24 protein-coding genes and 1 tRNA gene are annotated in these 16,629 nt (G+C 71.0%); 21 read left to right on the top strand and 4 right to left on the bottom strand.

Annotation, left to right across the window (positions count from 1 at the left end; genetic code table 11):
* Positions 1-53: 53 nt before the first annotated feature.
* Positions 54-2,582: an ABC transporter permease gene (locus AC2XR2_RS18425; protein ID WP_491515683.1), complete on the bottom strand. Its 2,529-nt coding sequence runs from the start codon at positions 2,580-2,582 to the stop codon at positions 54-56.
* Positions 2,582-3,352 (bottom strand): ABC transporter ATP-binding protein, encoded by a 771-nt coding sequence (locus AC2XR2_RS18420; protein WP_381303826.1) that lies wholly within the window; start codon positions 3,350-3,352, stop codon positions 2,582-2,584. The genes AC2XR2_RS18425 and AC2XR2_RS18420 overlap by 1 nt, the downstream gene beginning before the upstream one ends.
* Before the next feature lie 392 nt (positions 3,353-3,744).
* Between AC2XR2_RS18420 and AC2XR2_RS18415 the strand changes: the two genes are divergently transcribed.
* Together AC2XR2_RS18415 and AC2XR2_RS18410 are read left to right on the top strand one after the other, a co-directional pair.
* Positions 3,745-3,828: transfer RNA gene (locus AC2XR2_RS18415), tRNA-Leu, on the top strand.
* A gap of 103 nt (positions 3,829-3,931) precedes the next feature.
* Complete coding sequence (locus AC2XR2_RS18410) at positions 3,932-5,761, top strand: tyrosine-type recombinase/integrase (protein ID WP_491515682.1); 1,830 nt, start codon at positions 3,932-3,934, stop codon at positions 5,759-5,761.
* A gap of 66 nt (positions 5,762-5,827) precedes the next feature.
* Here the strand turns inward: AC2XR2_RS18410 and AC2XR2_RS18405 are convergent, their stop codons facing one another.
* Both AC2XR2_RS18405 and AC2XR2_RS18400 read right to left on the bottom strand, forming a co-directional pair.
* The gene (locus AC2XR2_RS18405; protein WP_491515681.1) at positions 5,828-6,526 is read right to left on the bottom strand and encodes a hypothetical protein; all 699 of its coding nucleotides are present in this window, start codon (positions 6,524-6,526) and stop codon (positions 5,828-5,830) included.
* A gap of 12 nt (positions 6,527-6,538) precedes the next feature.
* Positions 6,539-7,027, bottom strand: coding sequence for a helix-turn-helix domain-containing protein (locus tag AC2XR2_RS18400; protein WP_491515680.1), 489 nt, complete (start codon positions 7,025-7,027; stop codon positions 6,539-6,541).
* A 245-nt stretch (positions 7,028-7,272) separates the two neighbouring features.
* On the opposite strand from AC2XR2_RS18400, the gene AC2XR2_RS18395 reads away from it, so the two are divergent.
* From AC2XR2_RS18395 to AC2XR2_RS18305, 19 genes are all read left to right on the top strand, one after another.
* Positions 7,273-7,518, top strand: coding sequence for a helix-turn-helix domain-containing protein (locus AC2XR2_RS18395; RefSeq protein ID WP_491515679.1), 246 nt, complete (start codon positions 7,273-7,275; stop codon positions 7,516-7,518).
* A complete protein-coding gene (locus AC2XR2_RS18390) occupies positions 7,515-7,856 on the top strand; it encodes a hypothetical protein (RefSeq protein WP_491515678.1) in 342 nt (113 codons plus the stop codon). The genes AC2XR2_RS18395 and AC2XR2_RS18390 overlap by 4 nt, the downstream gene beginning before the upstream one ends.
* 134 nt (positions 7,857-7,990) lie before the next feature.
* Positions 7,991-8,212 (top strand): hypothetical protein, encoded by a 222-nt coding sequence (locus AC2XR2_RS18385; protein ID WP_491515677.1) that lies wholly within the window; start codon positions 7,991-7,993, stop codon positions 8,210-8,212.
* A 7-nt stretch (positions 8,213-8,219) separates the two neighbouring features.
* Positions 8,220-8,711, top strand: a complete 492-nt coding sequence (locus AC2XR2_RS18380) for a hypothetical protein (RefSeq protein ID WP_491515676.1) — start codon at positions 8,220-8,222, stop codon at positions 8,709-8,711.
* Positions 8,708-9,781: a YqaJ viral recombinase family nuclease gene (locus tag AC2XR2_RS18375; RefSeq protein ID WP_491515675.1), complete on the top strand. Its 1,074-nt coding sequence runs from the start codon at positions 8,708-8,710 to the stop codon at positions 9,779-9,781. The genes AC2XR2_RS18380 and AC2XR2_RS18375 overlap by 4 nt, the downstream gene beginning before the upstream one ends.
* Before the next feature lie 2 nt (positions 9,782-9,783).
* Positions 9,784-10,755, top strand: a complete 972-nt coding sequence (locus tag AC2XR2_RS18370) for a recombinase RecT (RefSeq protein WP_491515674.1) — start codon at positions 9,784-9,786, stop codon at positions 10,753-10,755.
* Positions 10,755-11,645: an exonuclease domain-containing protein gene (locus AC2XR2_RS18365; RefSeq protein ID WP_491515673.1), complete on the top strand. Its 891-nt coding sequence runs from the start codon at positions 10,755-10,757 to the stop codon at positions 11,643-11,645. The genes AC2XR2_RS18370 and AC2XR2_RS18365 overlap by 1 nt, the downstream gene beginning before the upstream one ends.
* A 2-nt stretch (positions 11,646-11,647) precedes the next feature.
* Complete coding sequence (locus tag AC2XR2_RS18360; protein ID WP_491515672.1) at positions 11,648-12,394, top strand: hypothetical protein; 747 nt, start codon at positions 11,648-11,650, stop codon at positions 12,392-12,394.
* On the top strand, positions 12,391-13,026 hold the full coding sequence (locus tag AC2XR2_RS18355; RefSeq protein ID WP_491515671.1) for a hypothetical protein: 636 nt from the start codon (positions 12,391-12,393) through the stop codon (positions 13,024-13,026). The genes AC2XR2_RS18360 and AC2XR2_RS18355 overlap by 4 nt, the downstream gene beginning before the upstream one ends.
* Positions 13,023-13,460: a hypothetical protein gene (locus AC2XR2_RS18350; protein WP_491515670.1), complete on the top strand. Its 438-nt coding sequence runs from the start codon at positions 13,023-13,025 to the stop codon at positions 13,458-13,460. The genes AC2XR2_RS18355 and AC2XR2_RS18350 overlap by 4 nt, the downstream gene beginning before the upstream one ends.
* Positions 13,457-13,798: a hypothetical protein gene (locus tag AC2XR2_RS18345; RefSeq protein WP_491515669.1), complete on the top strand. Its 342-nt coding sequence runs from the start codon at positions 13,457-13,459 to the stop codon at positions 13,796-13,798. The genes AC2XR2_RS18350 and AC2XR2_RS18345 overlap by 4 nt, the downstream gene beginning before the upstream one ends.
* Positions 13,791-14,081 (top strand): hypothetical protein, encoded by a 291-nt coding sequence (locus AC2XR2_RS18340; protein WP_491515668.1) that lies wholly within the window; start codon positions 13,791-13,793, stop codon positions 14,079-14,081. The genes AC2XR2_RS18345 and AC2XR2_RS18340 overlap by 8 nt, the downstream gene beginning before the upstream one ends.
* On the top strand, positions 14,081-14,428 hold the full coding sequence (locus tag AC2XR2_RS18335; protein ID WP_491515667.1) for a WhiB family transcriptional regulator: 348 nt from the start codon (positions 14,081-14,083) through the stop codon (positions 14,426-14,428). Before AC2XR2_RS18340 ends, AC2XR2_RS18335 begins: the two co-directional genes overlap by 1 nt.
* A 42-nt stretch (positions 14,429-14,470) precedes the next feature.
* Positions 14,471-14,770: an Acb2/Tad1 domain-containing protein gene (locus AC2XR2_RS18330; RefSeq protein ID WP_491515666.1), complete on the top strand. Its 300-nt coding sequence runs from the start codon at positions 14,471-14,473 to the stop codon at positions 14,768-14,770.
* A complete protein-coding gene (locus AC2XR2_RS18325) occupies positions 14,770-14,970 on the top strand; it encodes a hypothetical protein (protein ID WP_491515665.1) in 201 nt (66 codons plus the stop codon). Before AC2XR2_RS18330 ends, AC2XR2_RS18325 begins: the two co-directional genes overlap by 1 nt.
* Positions 14,967-15,428: a hypothetical protein gene (locus AC2XR2_RS18320; protein ID WP_491515664.1), complete on the top strand. Its 462-nt coding sequence runs from the start codon at positions 14,967-14,969 to the stop codon at positions 15,426-15,428. Before AC2XR2_RS18325 ends, AC2XR2_RS18320 begins: the two co-directional genes overlap by 4 nt.
* On the top strand, positions 15,425-15,667 hold the full coding sequence (locus AC2XR2_RS18315; protein ID WP_491515663.1) for a helix-turn-helix domain-containing protein: 243 nt from the start codon (positions 15,425-15,427) through the stop codon (positions 15,665-15,667). The genes AC2XR2_RS18320 and AC2XR2_RS18315 overlap by 4 nt, the downstream gene beginning before the upstream one ends.
* Before the next feature lie 36 nt (positions 15,668-15,703).
* A complete protein-coding gene (locus AC2XR2_RS18310; RefSeq protein ID WP_491515662.1) occupies positions 15,704-16,066 on the top strand; it encodes a hypothetical protein in 363 nt (120 codons plus the stop codon).
* Positions 16,067-16,177: 111 nt separating this feature from the next.
* Entirely contained in the window at positions 16,178-16,492 is a 315-nt protein-coding gene (locus AC2XR2_RS18305) for a hypothetical protein (protein WP_491515661.1), read from the top strand.
* The last annotated feature ends 137 nt before the right edge of the window (positions 16,493-16,629 follow it).

The raw sequence follows: 16,629 nt of genomic DNA, 5'->3' as shown, positions 1-16,629 counted from the left end.
ACATGAAGAAGGGGCCCGTCGCCCCCTCGCGACGGGCCCCTGGTGCCGTAGCCCTACTCCGCCTTGATGGCCGACAGCATGTTCATGCGGGCCGCGCGGCGGGCCGGCCACAGGGCGGCGAGGATGCCGACCGTGGCGGCCAGCAGCAGGAAGACCGCCATGCGGGCCCAGGGCAGGACGAGTTCGTACGTCGCCATCTTCGCGCCCAGCAGCTCACCGGCCGCCCAGCCGAAGAACACGCCCAGGCCGATGCCGAGGACCCCGCCGAACAGGGAGATGACCAGGGACTCCAGACGGACCATCCGCTTGATGCCGCCCCGGTCCAGGCCGATCGCGCGGAGCATGCCGATCTCTTGGGAACGCTCGAACACCGACATCGCCAGGGTGTTGATGACACCGAGGACCGCGACGAGCACCGCCATGGCCAGGAGGCCGTAGAGCATGTTCAGCATCAGCGTGAACATCTGCGCGATGGAGTCGGAGAGGTCCTTCTTGTCCTGGACCTTGATGGCCGGGTTGGAGCCGAGGGCCTTCTCCAGCCTGTCCTTGGTGGCGTCGGAGGCGCCGCCGGACGTCTTCAGCATGACCTGCATGTCGGAGACGTCGGTCAGGTGCGGGGAGAGCGTGGCGGTGTCCAGCATGATGCCGCTGATCAGCTCGTTGCCCTCGTAGACCCCGGCGACCGTGAGCCGCTGCGCCTTGCCGTCCTCGTAGTGGACGGTGAACGTCGAACCCGCCTTCCAGCCGAAGGACTTGGCCCTGTCCTCGTCCACGACGACCTGGGTGCCGCCGACCTTGAAGGTGCCGTTGTCGACCTTGAGGTCGGTCAGCTTCCCGATCGCCGAGCCGTTCACGCCGGTCAGGTACTCGGTCTCGCCGTCGATGCGGGAGGCCGCGTTGCGCAGCGGGCTGACCTGGGTGACGCCGTCGACCTTCGCCAGCTTCTTCTCGACGTCCGGGGAGAGCTCGTTGCCGTTCGCCATGGAGACGACGTAGTCCGCCCTGACGGCCGCCGTCGCCATCTTGTCGATCGACTTCTGGAGGCTGCCCGCCATCACCGTCATCCCGGTGATCAGGGTGAGCCCGATCATCAGCGCCGAGGCGGTCGCGGCCGTACGGCGCGGGTTGCGCACCGAGTTCTGCCGGGCCAGTTTCCCGGAGATGCCGAACACGCGCATCAGCGGGGCCGCGGCCGCGATCAGCGGGCGGGACAGCAGCGGGGTGAGGATGAAGACACCGATGATCAGCAGGACCGCGCCGAGACCCATGGGGGCCTGGCCGTCCGAGCCGTCCATCGTCGTGGCCGCCAGGATCACCGCCACGCCCGCCCCGCTGAACAGCGCGCCCAGCGTGTTGCGCAGCACCAGCGACTTGGTGGTCGCCTTGGCGTGCACGCTGCTCATCGCCGCGACCGGCGGGATCTTCGCCGCCCTGCGGCCCGGCAGCCAGGCCGCCAGCATGGTGATCAGGACGCCGACCGCGAGGGCCGCGCCGACCGTGCCCGGCGTGACGATGAGCGGCCCGTCCGGGACGGTCGCGCCGAGCGCGCCCATCAGCGACTTGAGCCCGGCCCCGATGCCGATACCGGCCACGAGACCCGTCACGGCGGCCACCAGACCGACCACGAACGCCTCGATCAGCACCGACCGCGTGACCTGCCGACGGGACGCGCCGACCGCCCGCAGCAGCGCGAGCTCCCTGGTGCGCTGGGCGACCAGCATGGTGAAGGTGTTGGCGATGATGAAGGTGCCGACGAACAGCGCGATGCCCGCGAAGACCAGCAGGCCCTGCTTGAGCCCGGACATCGAGGCCGAGATCATCTCGGCCTGCTGGTCCGCGAGTTCCCTGCCGGTCTCGGTCTCCACCAGGTCCGCGGGGAGCGCCTTGTCCAGGGCCGCCTTCAGCGCGGTCTGGGAGGTTCCGGAGGCCGCCTTCACGTCGATCTCGTCGTACGTCCCCGGCTTGCCGAACAGCTTCTGGGCGGTGGCCGTGTCGAACAGCGCGAGGCTGCCGCCGGCCGCGACATTGCCGTCGTCGGTGGTGAAGATGCCGGTGACGACCGGCTTGAGCACCGGGCCGTCGACCGAGATGCGGACGGTGTCGCCGACCTTGTAACCGGCCCGCTTCGCGGTCTCCGAGTCGATCGCGACCTGGTTCGCGCCGTGCGGGGCCGCGCCCTCGGCCAGCGGGTACCGGGGGTCCTTGGTGCCGTAGTAGTTGCCGCCCTGCGACTGGAAGCCGCCGCCGACGAGCTTGCCGTCCTTGTCGGCGATGGCGGTGAAGCCGCTGACGACACCGATGGCGTTCGAGGCCCCCGGGACCTCGGCGCTCTTCTCGAGCAGCGACTGGGTGAGCTCGTGGCGCTTGCCGATCGTGTTGCCCTTGTCCTCCTCCCACTTGGAGGTGACGGCGACGTCGACCTGATCGAAGCCCTTGGCCGAACTCTTCTGGTAGGCCTCGGAGATGGTGTTGGTGAAGACGAGGGTGCCGGACACGAAGGCCACGCCGAGCATCACGGCGAGCACGGTCATCAGCAGTCTGGCCTTGTGCGCGAGGACGTTGCGCAGGGCGGTGCGGAACATCAGCTGGTGCGGCCCTTCGCGTCGAACTGCTTCATGAAATCAAGCACGTTGTCGGCCGTGGGCTTGTACATCTCGTCGACGATCCGGCCGTCCGCGAGGAAGACCACCCGGTCCGCGTAGGCCGCGGCCACCGGGTCGTGGGTCACCATGACCACGGTCTGCCCCAACTCCCGTACGGAGTTGCGCAGGAAGCCCAGCACCTCGGCGCCGGAGCGGGAGTCGAGGTTTCCGGTCGGCTCGTCGCCGAAGATGATGTCGGGCTTGGAGGCGAGCGCCCGGGCCACGGCGACGCGCTGCTGCTGGCCGCCGGAGAGCTGGGCGGGACGGTGGCTCAGACGGTCCCGGAGTCCGACCATCTGGATGACCGAATCCAGCCACTGCCTGTCCGGCTTGCGGCCCGCGATGTCCATCGGGAGGGTGATGTTCTCCAGGGCGGTCAGCGTCGGCAGCAGGTTGAACGCCTGGAAGATGAAGCCGATCTTGTCCCGCCGCAGCTTGGTGAGCTGCTTGTCCTTCAGCGAGCCCAGCTCGGTCTCGCCGATGCGGACCGAACCGGAGGAGAAGGTGTCGAGTCCGGCCACGCAGTGCATCAGGGTGGACTTGCCGGAGCCGGAGGGGCCCATGATCGCGGTGAACTCGGCCTGCCGGAACTCGACGGTGACCCGGTCCAGGGCGACCACCTGGGTCTCGCCCTGTCCGTAGATCTTCGACAGCTCCGTGGCGCGTGCGGCCACGGTCGTGGTCCGGCCGGCGACGGGTGTGGTGGTCACGGGATGGAACTCCTAGCGGGACGACATCGTTGAAGGACGTCTTCCATCGTGGTGGCCGGAGCCCGCCGTGTAGTCAGTCGCAGTTCTGGTTCCGAAGGCAGACTTCGGACGGACCAGGCGGCCCGGAGTCATACCTGGGGATGACGGCGGCCCCTGATTCGGGGCGTGCGCGGAGAACAGGTGGAGCGTCCTCGTTCGGACGGTGAAATTCCGTCATTCCGCATGCGCGGCCGGGTGCCCCGCGTAAGGCTATTGGCAAGTGCGGATGGCCTGTTCCATGGTCTGATGCACCCTCAGACCTCAATAAAATAAGACAACATCGGTCCGCCCGTCCGCTGTTCGGGGGATGCGTCCCGATAGGCTCGGAACCTCAAACGCGGAGCCCATGACCTGCCCGGATGGTGGAATGCAGACACGGCGAGCTTAAACCTCGCTGCCCCTTCGCGGGCGTGCCGGTTCAAGTCCGGTTCCGGGCACTCGCGGATTTAACCGCCTGACCAGCGGAAACGACCCCTAGGGGTCGTTCTCCATTTCCATAACTGGCGCACGACTGGCGCACGCTGCCCTACTCTGCCCTGCATGGCGTACGTGAAATCCATGACGGGCAAGGACGGCTCTGTCACGAGTTACCGCGTTCGTTGGCGCCTGGGGGGTGCCAGGGACGGGGCTTGGCAGAGCGAGCGGTTCGAGGGCGACGAGGAGGGCCACCAGGCGGCGGAGGTGTTCCGCCAGGCCGTGGACGACAACGGCCAGCAGTGGCCGCCCGGGTGGGTCAAGGGCCAGGGGTACATCGACCCCTCCGCCGGGGTGGAGGAGCGGTTCATCTTCCGCGACTACGCCCTGGCTTGTATTGAGCGCAAGACCGGCGTGGAGGAGCGCTACCGACAGGACTGCCGGCGGGAGCTGGAGCAGTACCTGGTGCCTACGTTCGGCAACTGCGACGTACGGAGCACCGAGCACTTCAGCCGGGCGACGGTGGCGGCCTGGGTCAACAAGATGGCCCAGACGTTCGTGTGGCGCGGCTCCAAGCGCAAGCTGATGTCCCCCAAGACGCTCAAGAACGTGCACGGCCTGCTGTCCTCGATCATGAACGAGGCGGTGAACGAGGAGCCCCCGTTGCGGCAGCGCAACCCCTGCAAGGGCATCCGGCTGCCGCGCACGGACGACGAGGGCGCGCTGGACGACGAGCGCACCGAGGACATGGAGTTCATGACCCCGGACGAGGTCGCCGGCCTCGTCTCCTGTTTCAAGCGGCCGGAGGACCAGGTGCTGGTCCGCGTGGCCTACGGCACCGGCATGCGCTGGGGTGAGATCACGGCCCTGGCCAAGCGGCACGCCCGCAACCCGTCCCCCGGCATCTTCGAGCTGGCGGTGGCCCGGGCCTGGAAGCGCCGGCCCAAGACGCACCCGCAGCCGGGCGCCTACCTGGGCACGCCCAAGAGCAAGGCGTCCCGCCGCGTCGTCGACATCAGCGCGGGCCTGTGGCAGGAGCTGCTGGGCCACGGCCTGGCGGGCATGGCCAAGGACGACCTGATCTTTCACAACGGCCACGGCGAGCGCCTGGTGTACTCCACGTTCTATGACCGGTGGGTGGAGGCCGTCACCGAGGCCAAGGAGCGCGGTCTGCTGCCTGACCACAAGTACCCGACGTTCCATGACCTGCGGCACTCCCACGTGGCCGCGCTGCTGTCGGACCGGCACAGCATGGAGTACGTCAAGCGGCGCCTGGGCCACGAGAGCATCAAGACCACGTCCGACCGGTACGGCCACCTGCTGCGGGAGGCCCACGAGGGCGCGCTGGCGACGATTGACCGCGCGCTCGGGATCGACTCCGCCCCGGCCGGGGACCCCGCGAACGAGGAGCACGAGGCGCGCACCCCCGTAGCTGACCCCGGCAGGTCGCTGTACGTCGCGCACGTCGGCATGCACCTGGTCGGGTTCTGGCTGCCGGAGCACGCCGAGGAGTTGGCGGAGCGCTGGGCGCGGGAGCGCGGCGGCGCCGTACGGGTGGAGAAGATGAGCGCTGACTGGTGGATCCGCTCCACCGGCGGGCAGATCGGCCACGACAACGGGCTCAAGGCCGTACGCCAGGAGCTGCCCGCGCGGGCGTTCGTGTGGTCCGTGGGCCCGGCCCTGTACGGCGTGGACGGCCGGGAGTGCTCGCCCAACGCGAGCGTGCACCAGCCGGCCAGTCAGTGGGTGTGGGAGTTCGAGGATGCCTACACCGAGGAGGCGTCCCACTCGGTCACCCAGTGGCGGTCGGGCCGCGAGGCGTTGACGGAGGCTCGGGCCTGGGGCCTGGACCAGGAGGCCGTCCTGGCGGCCTATGCCGTGGCGCAGGCGGACGCGGTCCGTACGTGCGGCTTCCATCCGGAGCGGGGTGCGGGGGAGCGGCAGCCCGTCTCCTGACCCCGTTACGCGAAAGGGCCCCAGCGCGTCGGCTCGCTGGGGCCCTACTGCTGGCTGGCGCAGGGGTTACGCCTGGCCGCCGCCCACGCCCTCAACGGGGCGGTCATGCTGCGGAGTGTCGGCCAGCCGGGCAGCAGGGGTGGGGACGTGACGGAGCGGGGTCGGCGCCACCGAGTAGGGGCCGACCTGCGCGGCTGCACGGGCTCGCACAGGGGTGGCCTCCGGGGACGCCGGGGTTGGCGCGCACGGGGCGGCCGCCTTCCGGGCGCTCGTGCGCCGGCCGAAGCGGTCCGCTCGCTCCTGGAGCGTCTCGCGGATCAGCTTGTTGTGGTCCTCCGCCAGCTCCTGGTAGGCGGCTTGCACTTCGGCAAGCTGTCGCTCGAGGTGGGTGTTTCTGGTGAGTGCCTCGTCCAGACGACGGGCCATGCTCAAGACGTATGCGCTGACCTGTTCTGCCCGTTTGTTCAGCCGCCTTTCTCGTGCGTTCAGCTCCTTGGCGCGCTGCTCGCTTGCTTCGATGAAGGTGCTTCGCTCGATGGCGACTTGCTCGGCGTCCCGGCGGGTGCGTTGAGTGATGGACTCCAACCACTTCTTCAGCACCGACATGGCGATGACCGCCACGCCCGCCATCACGGCGACCCCGAACGCCAGCATCAGCAGGGTCTGGTGGGCGTCGCTCCTGAGGTCATCGCCTGTAATCAGGATGGTGGCCGCAATGCCGGCCGCCAGTCCGCTGATTGACGCGATGGTTGCCCTTCCCGGCATGTGTCCCCCTTGCTACGGCGCCCCCGATTGCGCCGTCGAATGCTCCGTGACTTGCGCCCGTTGCAGCCTGATCGCCAGCTCAATGGCGCCCACCAATGTCTGGCGAATTACGGGGTCCGTGATGCCCCATGAGTCCGCGTATGCCTCGGGTGACTGCGGTGGCTGCGAGGTTGAAGAGCGTACATCCGGAATGACCCCTTCTGGCCATGCCTCGCGGGAGATGACTCCTGCCGCGACCAGAAGGTTGCGCACGTCGGTGTGGAGGACTCGGGACAGGTTCTCGAACTGGTTGGGCATGGGCAGGGTCTGGCCGTTGAGCATGCGCCCCACGGCGGACTCGCTCATGCCTGTGTCCCGGGCGAGGCGGATCCTGCCGCCGCCCTTGGGAGCCAGGTCGTAGCCGGCCTCGACGGCTAGCTTCCGGATGAGGTTGCCGAAATCTCTGGCCGTGGCCCGGGGGCCACCGGATGGCTCCTCAGTGGGCTCTGGTGTGTTGTCCATACTCCGCATGCTGGCGAGAGTAGCGCGCATGCATGCGGCCTGGAAGTGCTTGCATGCGTGCATGATCCCAGGTGAGGGGCCATTCGGTCCATCCCTGCTGGTGGGAGGCGTAACCCCTCGCTGCCCTTTGCGAAAAAAACACGGCGACGTGATCGTCTTCTATCTTGCACGCATGCATGCAGACGGTTACGGTGCATGCATGCCTGCAAGATTTGCACGCATGCAAGACGTGAGGAGGTGCGTATATGGCCACGCTGCACGGCAAAGCGGTCCAGGACCGGGCCGAGCAGGTCGGCGACAAGACGCACGCCCAGATCGCCAAGCGGCTCAAGGTCAAGCAGTCCACCGTGTCCCGGCTGATGGCCGGGCAGACCAAGCCGTCCCTGGGGACGCTGCTCGCCATCAAGGACGCGTACGGCATCCCGCTGGACGAACTGGTCATGGAGGACGCCCCGGCGCCCGCCGAGACCGGAGCGGAGGCGGCCGGATGACCGCCTGGACGCGCAGGCACTGCGTGTGCACGGAGGTGCGGAACCTCGACTACGAGGAGGCCGCCGCCGCTCTCAAGATCAAGGCCGATTGGCTCCGGGACAACATCAGCAAGCTGCCGCACCAGAAGTTCGGCCAGAACCCGGCCGTCTTCTGCCACTGCGACCTGCGGCTGATCCAGGCCATGAACACGACGATGCCCACTCAGGCCCGTGAAGTGCTCGACGCGCGAGCCGACCAGGCCGCGCCCACCCCCGCCGAACAACCGGCCACGCCCGCGTACTTCACCGCCAAGCCCGCCGGGGCGCGCGGTGGACGCCGGGCCGTCGCCCCCGTGTGAGGCGGCGGGGCCGCAAGGACCAGGCCCGGTCCAGACAGCCCCGCCAACCCAGGCCGTACCTCAATCCGCTGAATCGAGGTCCAACCCATGACGCGCAACCTTAGCGCCCGCACCCACCACCAGGGAGGTGCCCAGTGACCCCCGAAATCATCTTCGCCGCCCTGGTGGCCCTGGTCCTGTTGACCCCCGCCGCGTACGCCGCGTACCGCGCGGCCCACACCCCGCCGGGGGACAGCGGCCAGTGCCCGGGCGAGGACTGCCGCCTGTGCGCGGTCCTGTTCGGCCACCCGTCGCAGGCCGCCACCCGACAGGCGCTCGCCGAGGGCATCAAGCCCCAGACCCGCAAGGGCTGGTGAGGCGCTGATGGGTCTTCACCGCGAGTACGAACCGATCGCCAAGCACGGGCCCATCGCGGAGGCCGCCAAGGCCGCTCCGGGCCAGTGGCAGGAGGTAGGCCTGTACCGGATCGCTGAGACGGCCCGGACCATGGCCAACCAAATCCGCGGCGCCTTCCTCGGCGCGTACGCCCCGGCCGGCACCTTCGAGGCATACCGGTCCCTGGGGGACGACGGCCGCCGCCTGTGGGTGCGCTACGTCCACGGCATCACCCCGCCCGCCGAGGTGCCCGAGGAACTGCCCGAGGCCGCCCGCCTGCTGGTGACCGCCTCCGCCGAACGCGGCGGCTACATCCACGCCTCCTGGGCCGTCGACCTGCTCGCCGCCAAGGGCCACGCCGAGGAGGCCGCCCTGGTCCGCCGCTGGCTCGACAACCGCCGCGGCGCTGGCGCGGTGGGCCCGCGCGAGGCCGCTGCCTTCCTGCTTCGACACACCACCCGAGAGGACACCGTCCAGTGACCGCGATCATGACCGAGCCCGCCATCCCCGGGGTGGACCTGGCCCCGGAGGCTCACGTGGTCCTGCCCACCGGCGACATGTGGGATCAGGAGTACCGCAGGCGCTGGCTGGATGCCCGCCTCAACGGCCTGGGCGGCTCCGACGTCGCCGTGCTGCTCGGCTTCGTCAAGGGCAAGGGGCCGTGGCACGTGTTCGAGGACAAGCACGGCCGTGGCAAGGACTTCGACACCGAGGCCATGGAGTTCGGCCGGGAGATGGAGGAGCCCATTGCCCGGGTGTTCTCCCGCCGGACCGGTATCCGGCTGGTCGTCCCGTCCGGCATGTACGCCAACACTGAGCGGCCGTGGATGCTCGGCAACGTCGACCGGCTGGCGCTGGACATGGACACCGGCGCGGTCGCCGGGCCGCTGGAGTGCAAGAACCGCACCGAGTGGCAGCTAAGCGACTGGGAGCAGGACGAGGCCCCGGACGCGCCGCAGATCCAGAACCTGTGGTACCAGGCCGTGGGCGGCTGGCGTAAGGGCTACGTCGCCGCGTGCGTGGGCGGCAACAAGCTGCGGTGGCACGAGGTCCCCCGCCGTGAGGACCTGATCGACCACCTCGTCCAGTGGACCGGCGACTGGTGGCAGCGCCACATCGTGGAGGGCGAGGAGCCCGACGCGGACGGCCTGCCTGGCACCGCGGACCTGCTGGCCCACCTGTGGGACGTCAAGGAAGACGCCGTGGCCGAGGTGGCCGTCGAGCAGGCCCGCAACCTGCGCCGCCGGGCGTCCGCTCTGGAGGCCGCGATCGAGCGGGCCCAGCGCCGCCTGGACGAGGTGGAGAACACCATGCGCCTGGCTGCCCGTGAGAAGGAGATCGTCAAGACCCCGGGCGGCAAGGTCGCGTGGACCTGGAAGCAGAACGGCAACTTCGCCCCGTCCAAGTTCGCCAAGGCCCACCCCGAGTTGGCCGCCAAGTACGCCGTGACGAAGACCGGCATCGACACCAAGGCGCTCGCCAAGGACCACCCCGCCCTTTACCGCTCGTTCCGCGCCCGTGTGCTGCGCGTGCCTTCCAAGGAGATCTGACCTTGACCGAGACGCTGATGGCTCGGGTGCTCGCCGCTACTGGCGGCGGGCGCCCCGCCCCCGAACAGGACACCGTCCCGGCTGTGGAGCCCCCGGTGGGGGAGGCCACCCCTGCCCAGGTGGACGCCGTCCAGGCCTACCTGGACAAGCACGGCGACAAGTTCGCCGCGTCCCTGCCCAAGCACGTGCCATACGAGGCGTTCCAGGCCGCCGTGGCCGCCCTGCTGCCCAAGGTCGCCGGGTGCACGCCGGCGTCCCTGCGCATGGCGCTGCTCACCTGCGCCCGGTTCGGCCTGGTTCCGGACGGCTATGAGGCCGTCATCCAGGTGCAGGGCAGCAAGGCCGTGTTCATCCCGACGTATAAGGGCTACATCCGGCTCATGTACCGGTCCGGCCTGGTCGCCTCGGTGCACTACGGCCTGGTGCACGAGAACGACGAGTGGGAGGTGCGGCCCAGCGCCCCGGAGCCGGACGACTTCGTGCTGAAGATCCGGCCGGACCTGGACGAGGAGGAGCGCGGCAAGGCGCTGTTCGCCTACGCGTTCATCCGGACCACGGACGGCGCCCGCTCCCAAGTGGTGTTCGTCAACCGGTCCAAGGCCGCCCAGCTCCGCGACGAGTGGAGCTACGCCTACCAGCTCGCCGAGCAGAACGGCCGTCAAGACTCCTTCTGGCACCGCGACTTCGACCACATGATGCTCAAGAGCGCGGTGAAGGCGCTGTTCGCGTCGGTGCCCACCTCGGCGGAGCTGGTGGCGCTGGTGGAGGCGGACAACGCCGGCGAGCGCGGTGACGTGCAGATCGTGCACGCGCCGGACCCGGAGCGGGCCGCCCTGCTGGCGGAGGCCGAGCGGGCGCACCGCGCGGCCGAGGGCAGCCAGGAGACGGCGGCCCTGCCGGTGAAGCGGTCCAAGCAGGGCCGCGTCTACCAGGGCAAGAAGCAGCGCGGTGGCCGTAAGGGCCGGGTGGGCTGATGGGCTGGCACGGTCGCCCGTTCCTGGGCCTGGATCTCGAAACGTCCGGCACGGACCCGGAGGAGGACTGCGTCGTCACGGCTGCCGTTGCCCGCTGGGGCGGCGGTCGGCCGACTGCCGCCCGCTCGTGGATCGCCAAGCCTGAGTTCGAGATCCCGGCCGGGGCGGAGGCCGTGCACGGCTGGAGCACCGCCGCGGCGATGGAGCAGGGCGCGCCGCCTGACGGCGTGGTCGCGGACATCATCGCCGCGGTGGTCGACGGGGTGGAGCAGGGCTACCCCCTGGTGGTCATGAACGCCCCGTTCGACCTGACCCTCCTTGACCGAGCGGCCCGGCGCCTGGGCGTGAGGCCGCTCGCCGAGCGGGTCACCCCGTACGTCCTGGACCCGCGCGTCCTGGACAAGCAGGTGGACCGCTACCGCCGGGGACGGCGGCGGCTGGAAGACCTGTGCACCCACTGGTGCGCGACGCTCGCCGGTCCGGCCCATGACTCGCAGGTGGACGCCATCGCCGCTTGTGACCTGGTGTACCGGATCGCCAGGCGGCACCCGTGGTTGCAGCGCAAGACGTTGGCTCAGCTGCACGAAGCCCAGGTGAAGTGGGCGAACGAGCAGAACGCCAGCTTCCGGGACTTCCTGGCCCGTACGCCGGGCCGGGAGCTGGAGGCCCTGGACGTGCGCCTGGACTGGCCGATGGTCCCGGCCGCCACCGCGGCGGCCCTTGCAGAACACCGCGCCGACCCGCTGGCCGCGATGCACGCGGCCGGTGAGGTCGACGCCGCCGAATACCACTACTGCACCCGCGAGCGCTCCACCCGCGCGCACGCCGTCACGGCTGACGGCCAGCGCAAGTGCTGGGGCTGCGGGCTCGAAACGGACGGCAACCAGTGACCATGACTCTTGAGATCCCAACGCAGGGGCCCGCGTTCCAGTGGCCCGCAAGTGAGCAGTGCCCCAACTGCCCGTGCTGCTTCGCGGAGTTGTGCCAGCGCGGCGCGGCCCGCACCGGACAGTGCTACGCCTGCGTGCGCCCGGAGTACCGCATCCACGTGTACGGCTGCCCGTGCTCCTCGCCGCTGGTGAGAGGCACCGCCGCCTGGCGGTCGGAGCGGCTGCGCGCGACCGTACGGGCCACGGAATGCCCGCTGCCCGCATGCGTGGAGGTCGTGCTGCGCGCCCTCGCGCAGGGCGAGGTCGTCGAGGACCGCCAGGCGCTCGGCCTGCTGCGCGTCGGAGGGTTCGCCCAGGACACCGATGACGGGGAGTGGAGCATCAGCGAGCTGGGCCAGGTCTACCTGGACGCGCGCAGTGACCTGCGGCTCCCGGCCTGCGTGGAGGTCGTGGCCGTCGACAAGACGGCCCGGCTGGCCCAGGTGGTCGTGGGCGCGTGGGACAGCAGCCGGCCGGTGCCGGTGCTCCTGGAACACCTGACGGAGGCCACCGGCCTGACGGCGGAGGAGCTGCCCGGGGTGTGGCTGGACGCGGACGCCAACTGCCACGCCACCGACCCGGACGACCTGGTGCTGACCCGTATCCGCGTCTCGGAGCCGGTCCCGGCCGCGGTCGCGAGCGCGGCCCCGGAGGAGACGGTGGCCCTGCGCGCCGAGGACGTCGCCCTGGCCGGGGGTGAGCAGGCATGAACCACGGCGTGCAGACGATCCACGAGCACACCCCCGAGGTCCGGCCCGTTGACGGGCCTCGGGTGGTCGGCGTGGACACCAGCCTGTCCGGCACCGGCCTGGCCTCCTCCGAGGGGTGGTGCCGGGTGATCGGCTACGTGGACAAGAGCAAGAAGCACCCCATCAGCAAGCTGCCCCGCCTGGAGCGGCTGGCCCATATGAACGTGCTGCTGGACGCCGTCATGGCCGAGATCGGCACCCCGGACCTGGCCGTCATCGAGGGCGCGGCCCTGTCCCGCGCGTCCGGCGGCGCGCATGAGCGCGGCTGGCTGTGGTGGCGCGTGTTCGAGCGACTGCTGGACGCCGGTATCCCCACCGGGGTCATGTCGACCAACCAGCGCATCCACTACGCCACGGGCAAGGGCACCGGCGCCAAGGGCGTGGTGCTGGAACAGGTGGTGCGGCGCTGGCCCCAGTGGCAGACCGCCGGCAACGACAACGCCGCGGACGCCGTCGTGTTGATGGCCGCAGGCCGGGACTGGCTGCGCCACCCCATCGGCGACGTGCCCAAGATCCACCGCAAGGCCGTGGACAACGCCGACTGGCCGACCGCCATCGATGGCGCGCTGCTCGGGACGGGGGCGCCGTCATGAGCTGGGAGGCCGTTTCCCGGGCGCTCCAGAACGGAGACCCGCGGCAGTTGTCGGACCTGGCGCTGGCCGCCGAGTACGAGTGCACCACGGGCCTGGTGGCCCGGGTGCGGCGGGACCTGAAACTGCCCGCGTACGCGCGCGGCAAGCGGGCGACCAGGCAATCACTGGAGGCCGTGTTCTGGGAGCGGTCCCGGCCGGTCGACGGCGGCCACCGGGAGTGGACGAGGCAGACCGCCGCGAGCGGTACGCCCGTGCTGTCCTGGCGCGGCCAGCACGTCACCGCTGGCCGGGTCGCCTTCAAGATCGCCCACGGGCGGGAGCCGGAGGGCCAGGTACGGCCCACGTGCGACTTCCCGCACTGCGTGGAGCCGACCTGCCAGGCGGACCGGATCATGCGTGACGCCGCCAACGCGAGCCTGGCGGAGGTGTCGTGAGCCTCGCGGAGCGCGTGGAGGACCGGGGCCCGTCCCGCACGCTCACCGGCTCCAGGCCGGTGGCGTCCGGGCGGGAGCTGCTGGAGATCGCCCGGCGCCTCGCCGGGGCCCCGGAGCACGCCACCTGGTGGCGGGGCCGGGACCTGGTGGCGGTCGCCCGCGCGGCCGACCTTGGGGCACCGCTGCCGGTGCTGTGCGAGGACCGCGAGGAGCCGCGCCTGGCCGCGCTCGTCATGGCCGAACTCGGCATCAGCATCGAACGCACCGCCATCCACCTGGACACCTACGAGCGCCAGGTATCGCGCTGGCGCGAGGAGGCGGAGGCCGGCCGTGTTTGACCTCCTGCGCGTGCTGGACGCCGTGATGCCGGTCGTCATGACCGTGCCGCTGTGGGGGCCGCTGGTGTTCGCCGGGGCGGTCGCCGCCCTGGTGTGCGCCGGGCGGCCCGCCCGCCGGACGGCGCCCGGACACGTCCCGGATACGTCCGGGGCACGCGCGGACACCGGCCCGGACAACCTCCCGGACACCGGCACCCCCAGCGCTTTGACCTGCGCGGACACCCGTCCGGACGTGTCCGCGGACACCAGGGCGGACATGTCCGGGCGAGAGGCAGGCGCGTGATGTCGATCTTTCCCAGCCGCCGGGCGCCGGACAACCTGCCCCGGCCCGTCCACTGGGCGAGCGCCGCGGTGTGCAGGGACCCCGACATCCACCCCGACGTCTGGTTCCCGGTCCCCACCGACAGGCTCGCCGTCGAGCACGCCAAGAGCCTGTGCCGCCGCTGCCCCGTCCAGATGCGGTGCCGTACGGACGCGCTCAACAGGGGCGAGGAGCACGGCGTCTGGGGCGGCCTGGACGAGGACGAGCTACGCGCCGTGCGCAAGCTGCGCCGGGCCGCCGCGGCCAAGGAGGCCGCCGCCGAGAAGCAGGCCGCCAAGGAAACCAACGCACTGGCCAAGGCCGGCTGACCCCCCACACCACCTGACCCGCCCACAACAGAGGGGAACCCCGTGGCCATCACGAGGAACGAGATCGGTATCCGCTTCGCCCCGCCGCGCACCGACGAGCGCCGCAACGCCATAAAGGCCGAGATCTCCGCCAAGGCCCATGAGTTGGCGCTGCTCATCCATGACCTGGTGCCCGGCTCTCGCGAGCAGTCCGAGGCCATCAGTGGCGTGGAGCACGCCGTGCAGTGGGCCCACGACGGGGTGGACCGCCGCCTGGTCCTGCCCGGCGAGCAGCAGTGCGCGCCGCCCCGGCTGGTCGCCCAGGCCGCCCCGCCAGCCGCCGAGTGCCTGGGCGGTGCCTGATGGCCGTACGCGTGGAGGGACTGGGCGTGGCGGACTACCAGGAGATCGTGGAGGCCCTGCGGGTGGCCGCCGACCACGCCGGTGGCCCGGAGGTCGCCGAACGCCGCCGGGAGATCGCGGACCGGATCGGGGCCGCCCTGGAGACGCTGCCACCGACGAGGGAGGCCCTGGAGGCGCGGGCGGCGGTGATCGGGCGGTGATCGGCTCGGAGGCGTTGAACCCGCTGGTGCAGGAGATCCTGCGCCACACCCTGGACGACCGCCCTGCCGTGGCGGAGTCGCTGCTGGACGTCGTCACCGAACACGGCGACAGCGCCGACCTGTTCGGCCTGTGCTGCGCCGTCGCCGAAACCGGCCGGTCGGCCCTGCTGGTGCTGTTCCCGGACGCCGGGACCGGGCCGGGGGAGGAGTGGCTGCTACCGCCCGCGATGGCGGACCAGTTGGCCGGCGACCCGCACCGGCTGTTCGCCGTCCGGTTCGTGACCGCCTTCCTCAACGGCGACCACGGCAACGCGGTGGCGCTGTTCCAGGCCGCCGAGACGGCCGGCCCTGCCGACCGCAAGGAGTCCGTCTGCGCCCTGCTCGCGCACGTGCGCGGCCTGACCCTGCGGGCCGAGCAGGGGCCCGCCACCCCCGACACCGGAGGAGTTCCGGCATGACCACCACCACCGAGCCGCCCGAGCGGTACAGGCACCAGCCGCTCAAGGGCGACCACCGCCAGCGGCTGCGCGATGAGGCCGCCCGCGACTACGCGGCCGGGTCCAGCATCCGCGCCGTGGCCGACCACCTCACCGAGAAATACGGGTCCGTGTCCTTCGGCCTGGCCCGGGTCCTGCTGCTGGAGGCCAAGGTGCCGATGCGCTCCAAGACCCACGGCCTGCACCGCCCCCGCACCTGACCGCCCCTGTCCCCGCTCGCAGAAAGGGGCACCACCGTGCCCACGCTCCGTCAAGTGGCCGTCGGCTGCGGCCTGGTCGCGCTGGCCGTGCTGCTGTTCTCGTGCGCTGCCGTCGTCCAGGACGACGACAGCGACGACTGCCGCAGCCTCGGCCTGGTCGCCGTCGCCAAACCGCGACCGCCCGCCCCGCCGGCGAAACCCGCAGCCCCCGCCCGCCCCGCGGCCCCGGCTCGGCCAGCGGCGCCCCGGGTGCCGATGACCAAGGCCCCCGCCCCGGCCCGCACAGCGGCCCCGGCCGTGACCAAGGCACCCCACGCCGTCCCGACGCGCACCGTCACCGCCCACCCGCACGGCCACGGCGGCCTGGACGTGGACGTCGACCTGGACGACTGCGACTGACCCCCTGACCACCCTCCAGCGCGGGCCCGGGCTGCTTCCCCTCCTCCCCCTCGGCCCGGGCCCGCGCGCCCGCACCTGCCCTGGGCAGCGCCAACACCGAAGGAGACACCCATGCGCCCCTCGTACTGCCCGGCCTGCGGGGCCCCCATCAGGTGGACCGTCACCGAGGCCCGCAAGCGCCTGGCAGTCGACGCCGCGCCGAACCCAGACGGCAACACCGCGGTGTCCCGGGACGGGCGCGGCACGTGGCTGTCGCGCCGGCCCACGGAGGAGCTGCCGCTGGCGCCCTACGAGAAGTTGCACATGCCGCACGTGGCCACCTGCAAGGCGCAGCAGGACGCCGAGGAGCCGCTGACCCGGTGCCTGGGCGTGATCCGGCTCGACGACCACCGCCACGGACGGGCAGAGACGGACCGTACGCCGTGATCACCCCTGGGGGTGAACCTGCCTCCCACCTGCCCGTTTATTGGAACAACTCGGCATGGGCAACTTGTGTTGGCCAAATGATGATGTGTAGTTTCGCGACTACGAGAGAGCGGGGCGCCGCCCGATACGCCGCCCCG

Source organism: Streptomyces sp. LS-MS-L19, assembly GCF_058382285.1.
The sequence above is the reverse complement of the archived record's forward strand: the minus strand, read 5'-3'. Positions and strand labels throughout refer to the sequence as shown.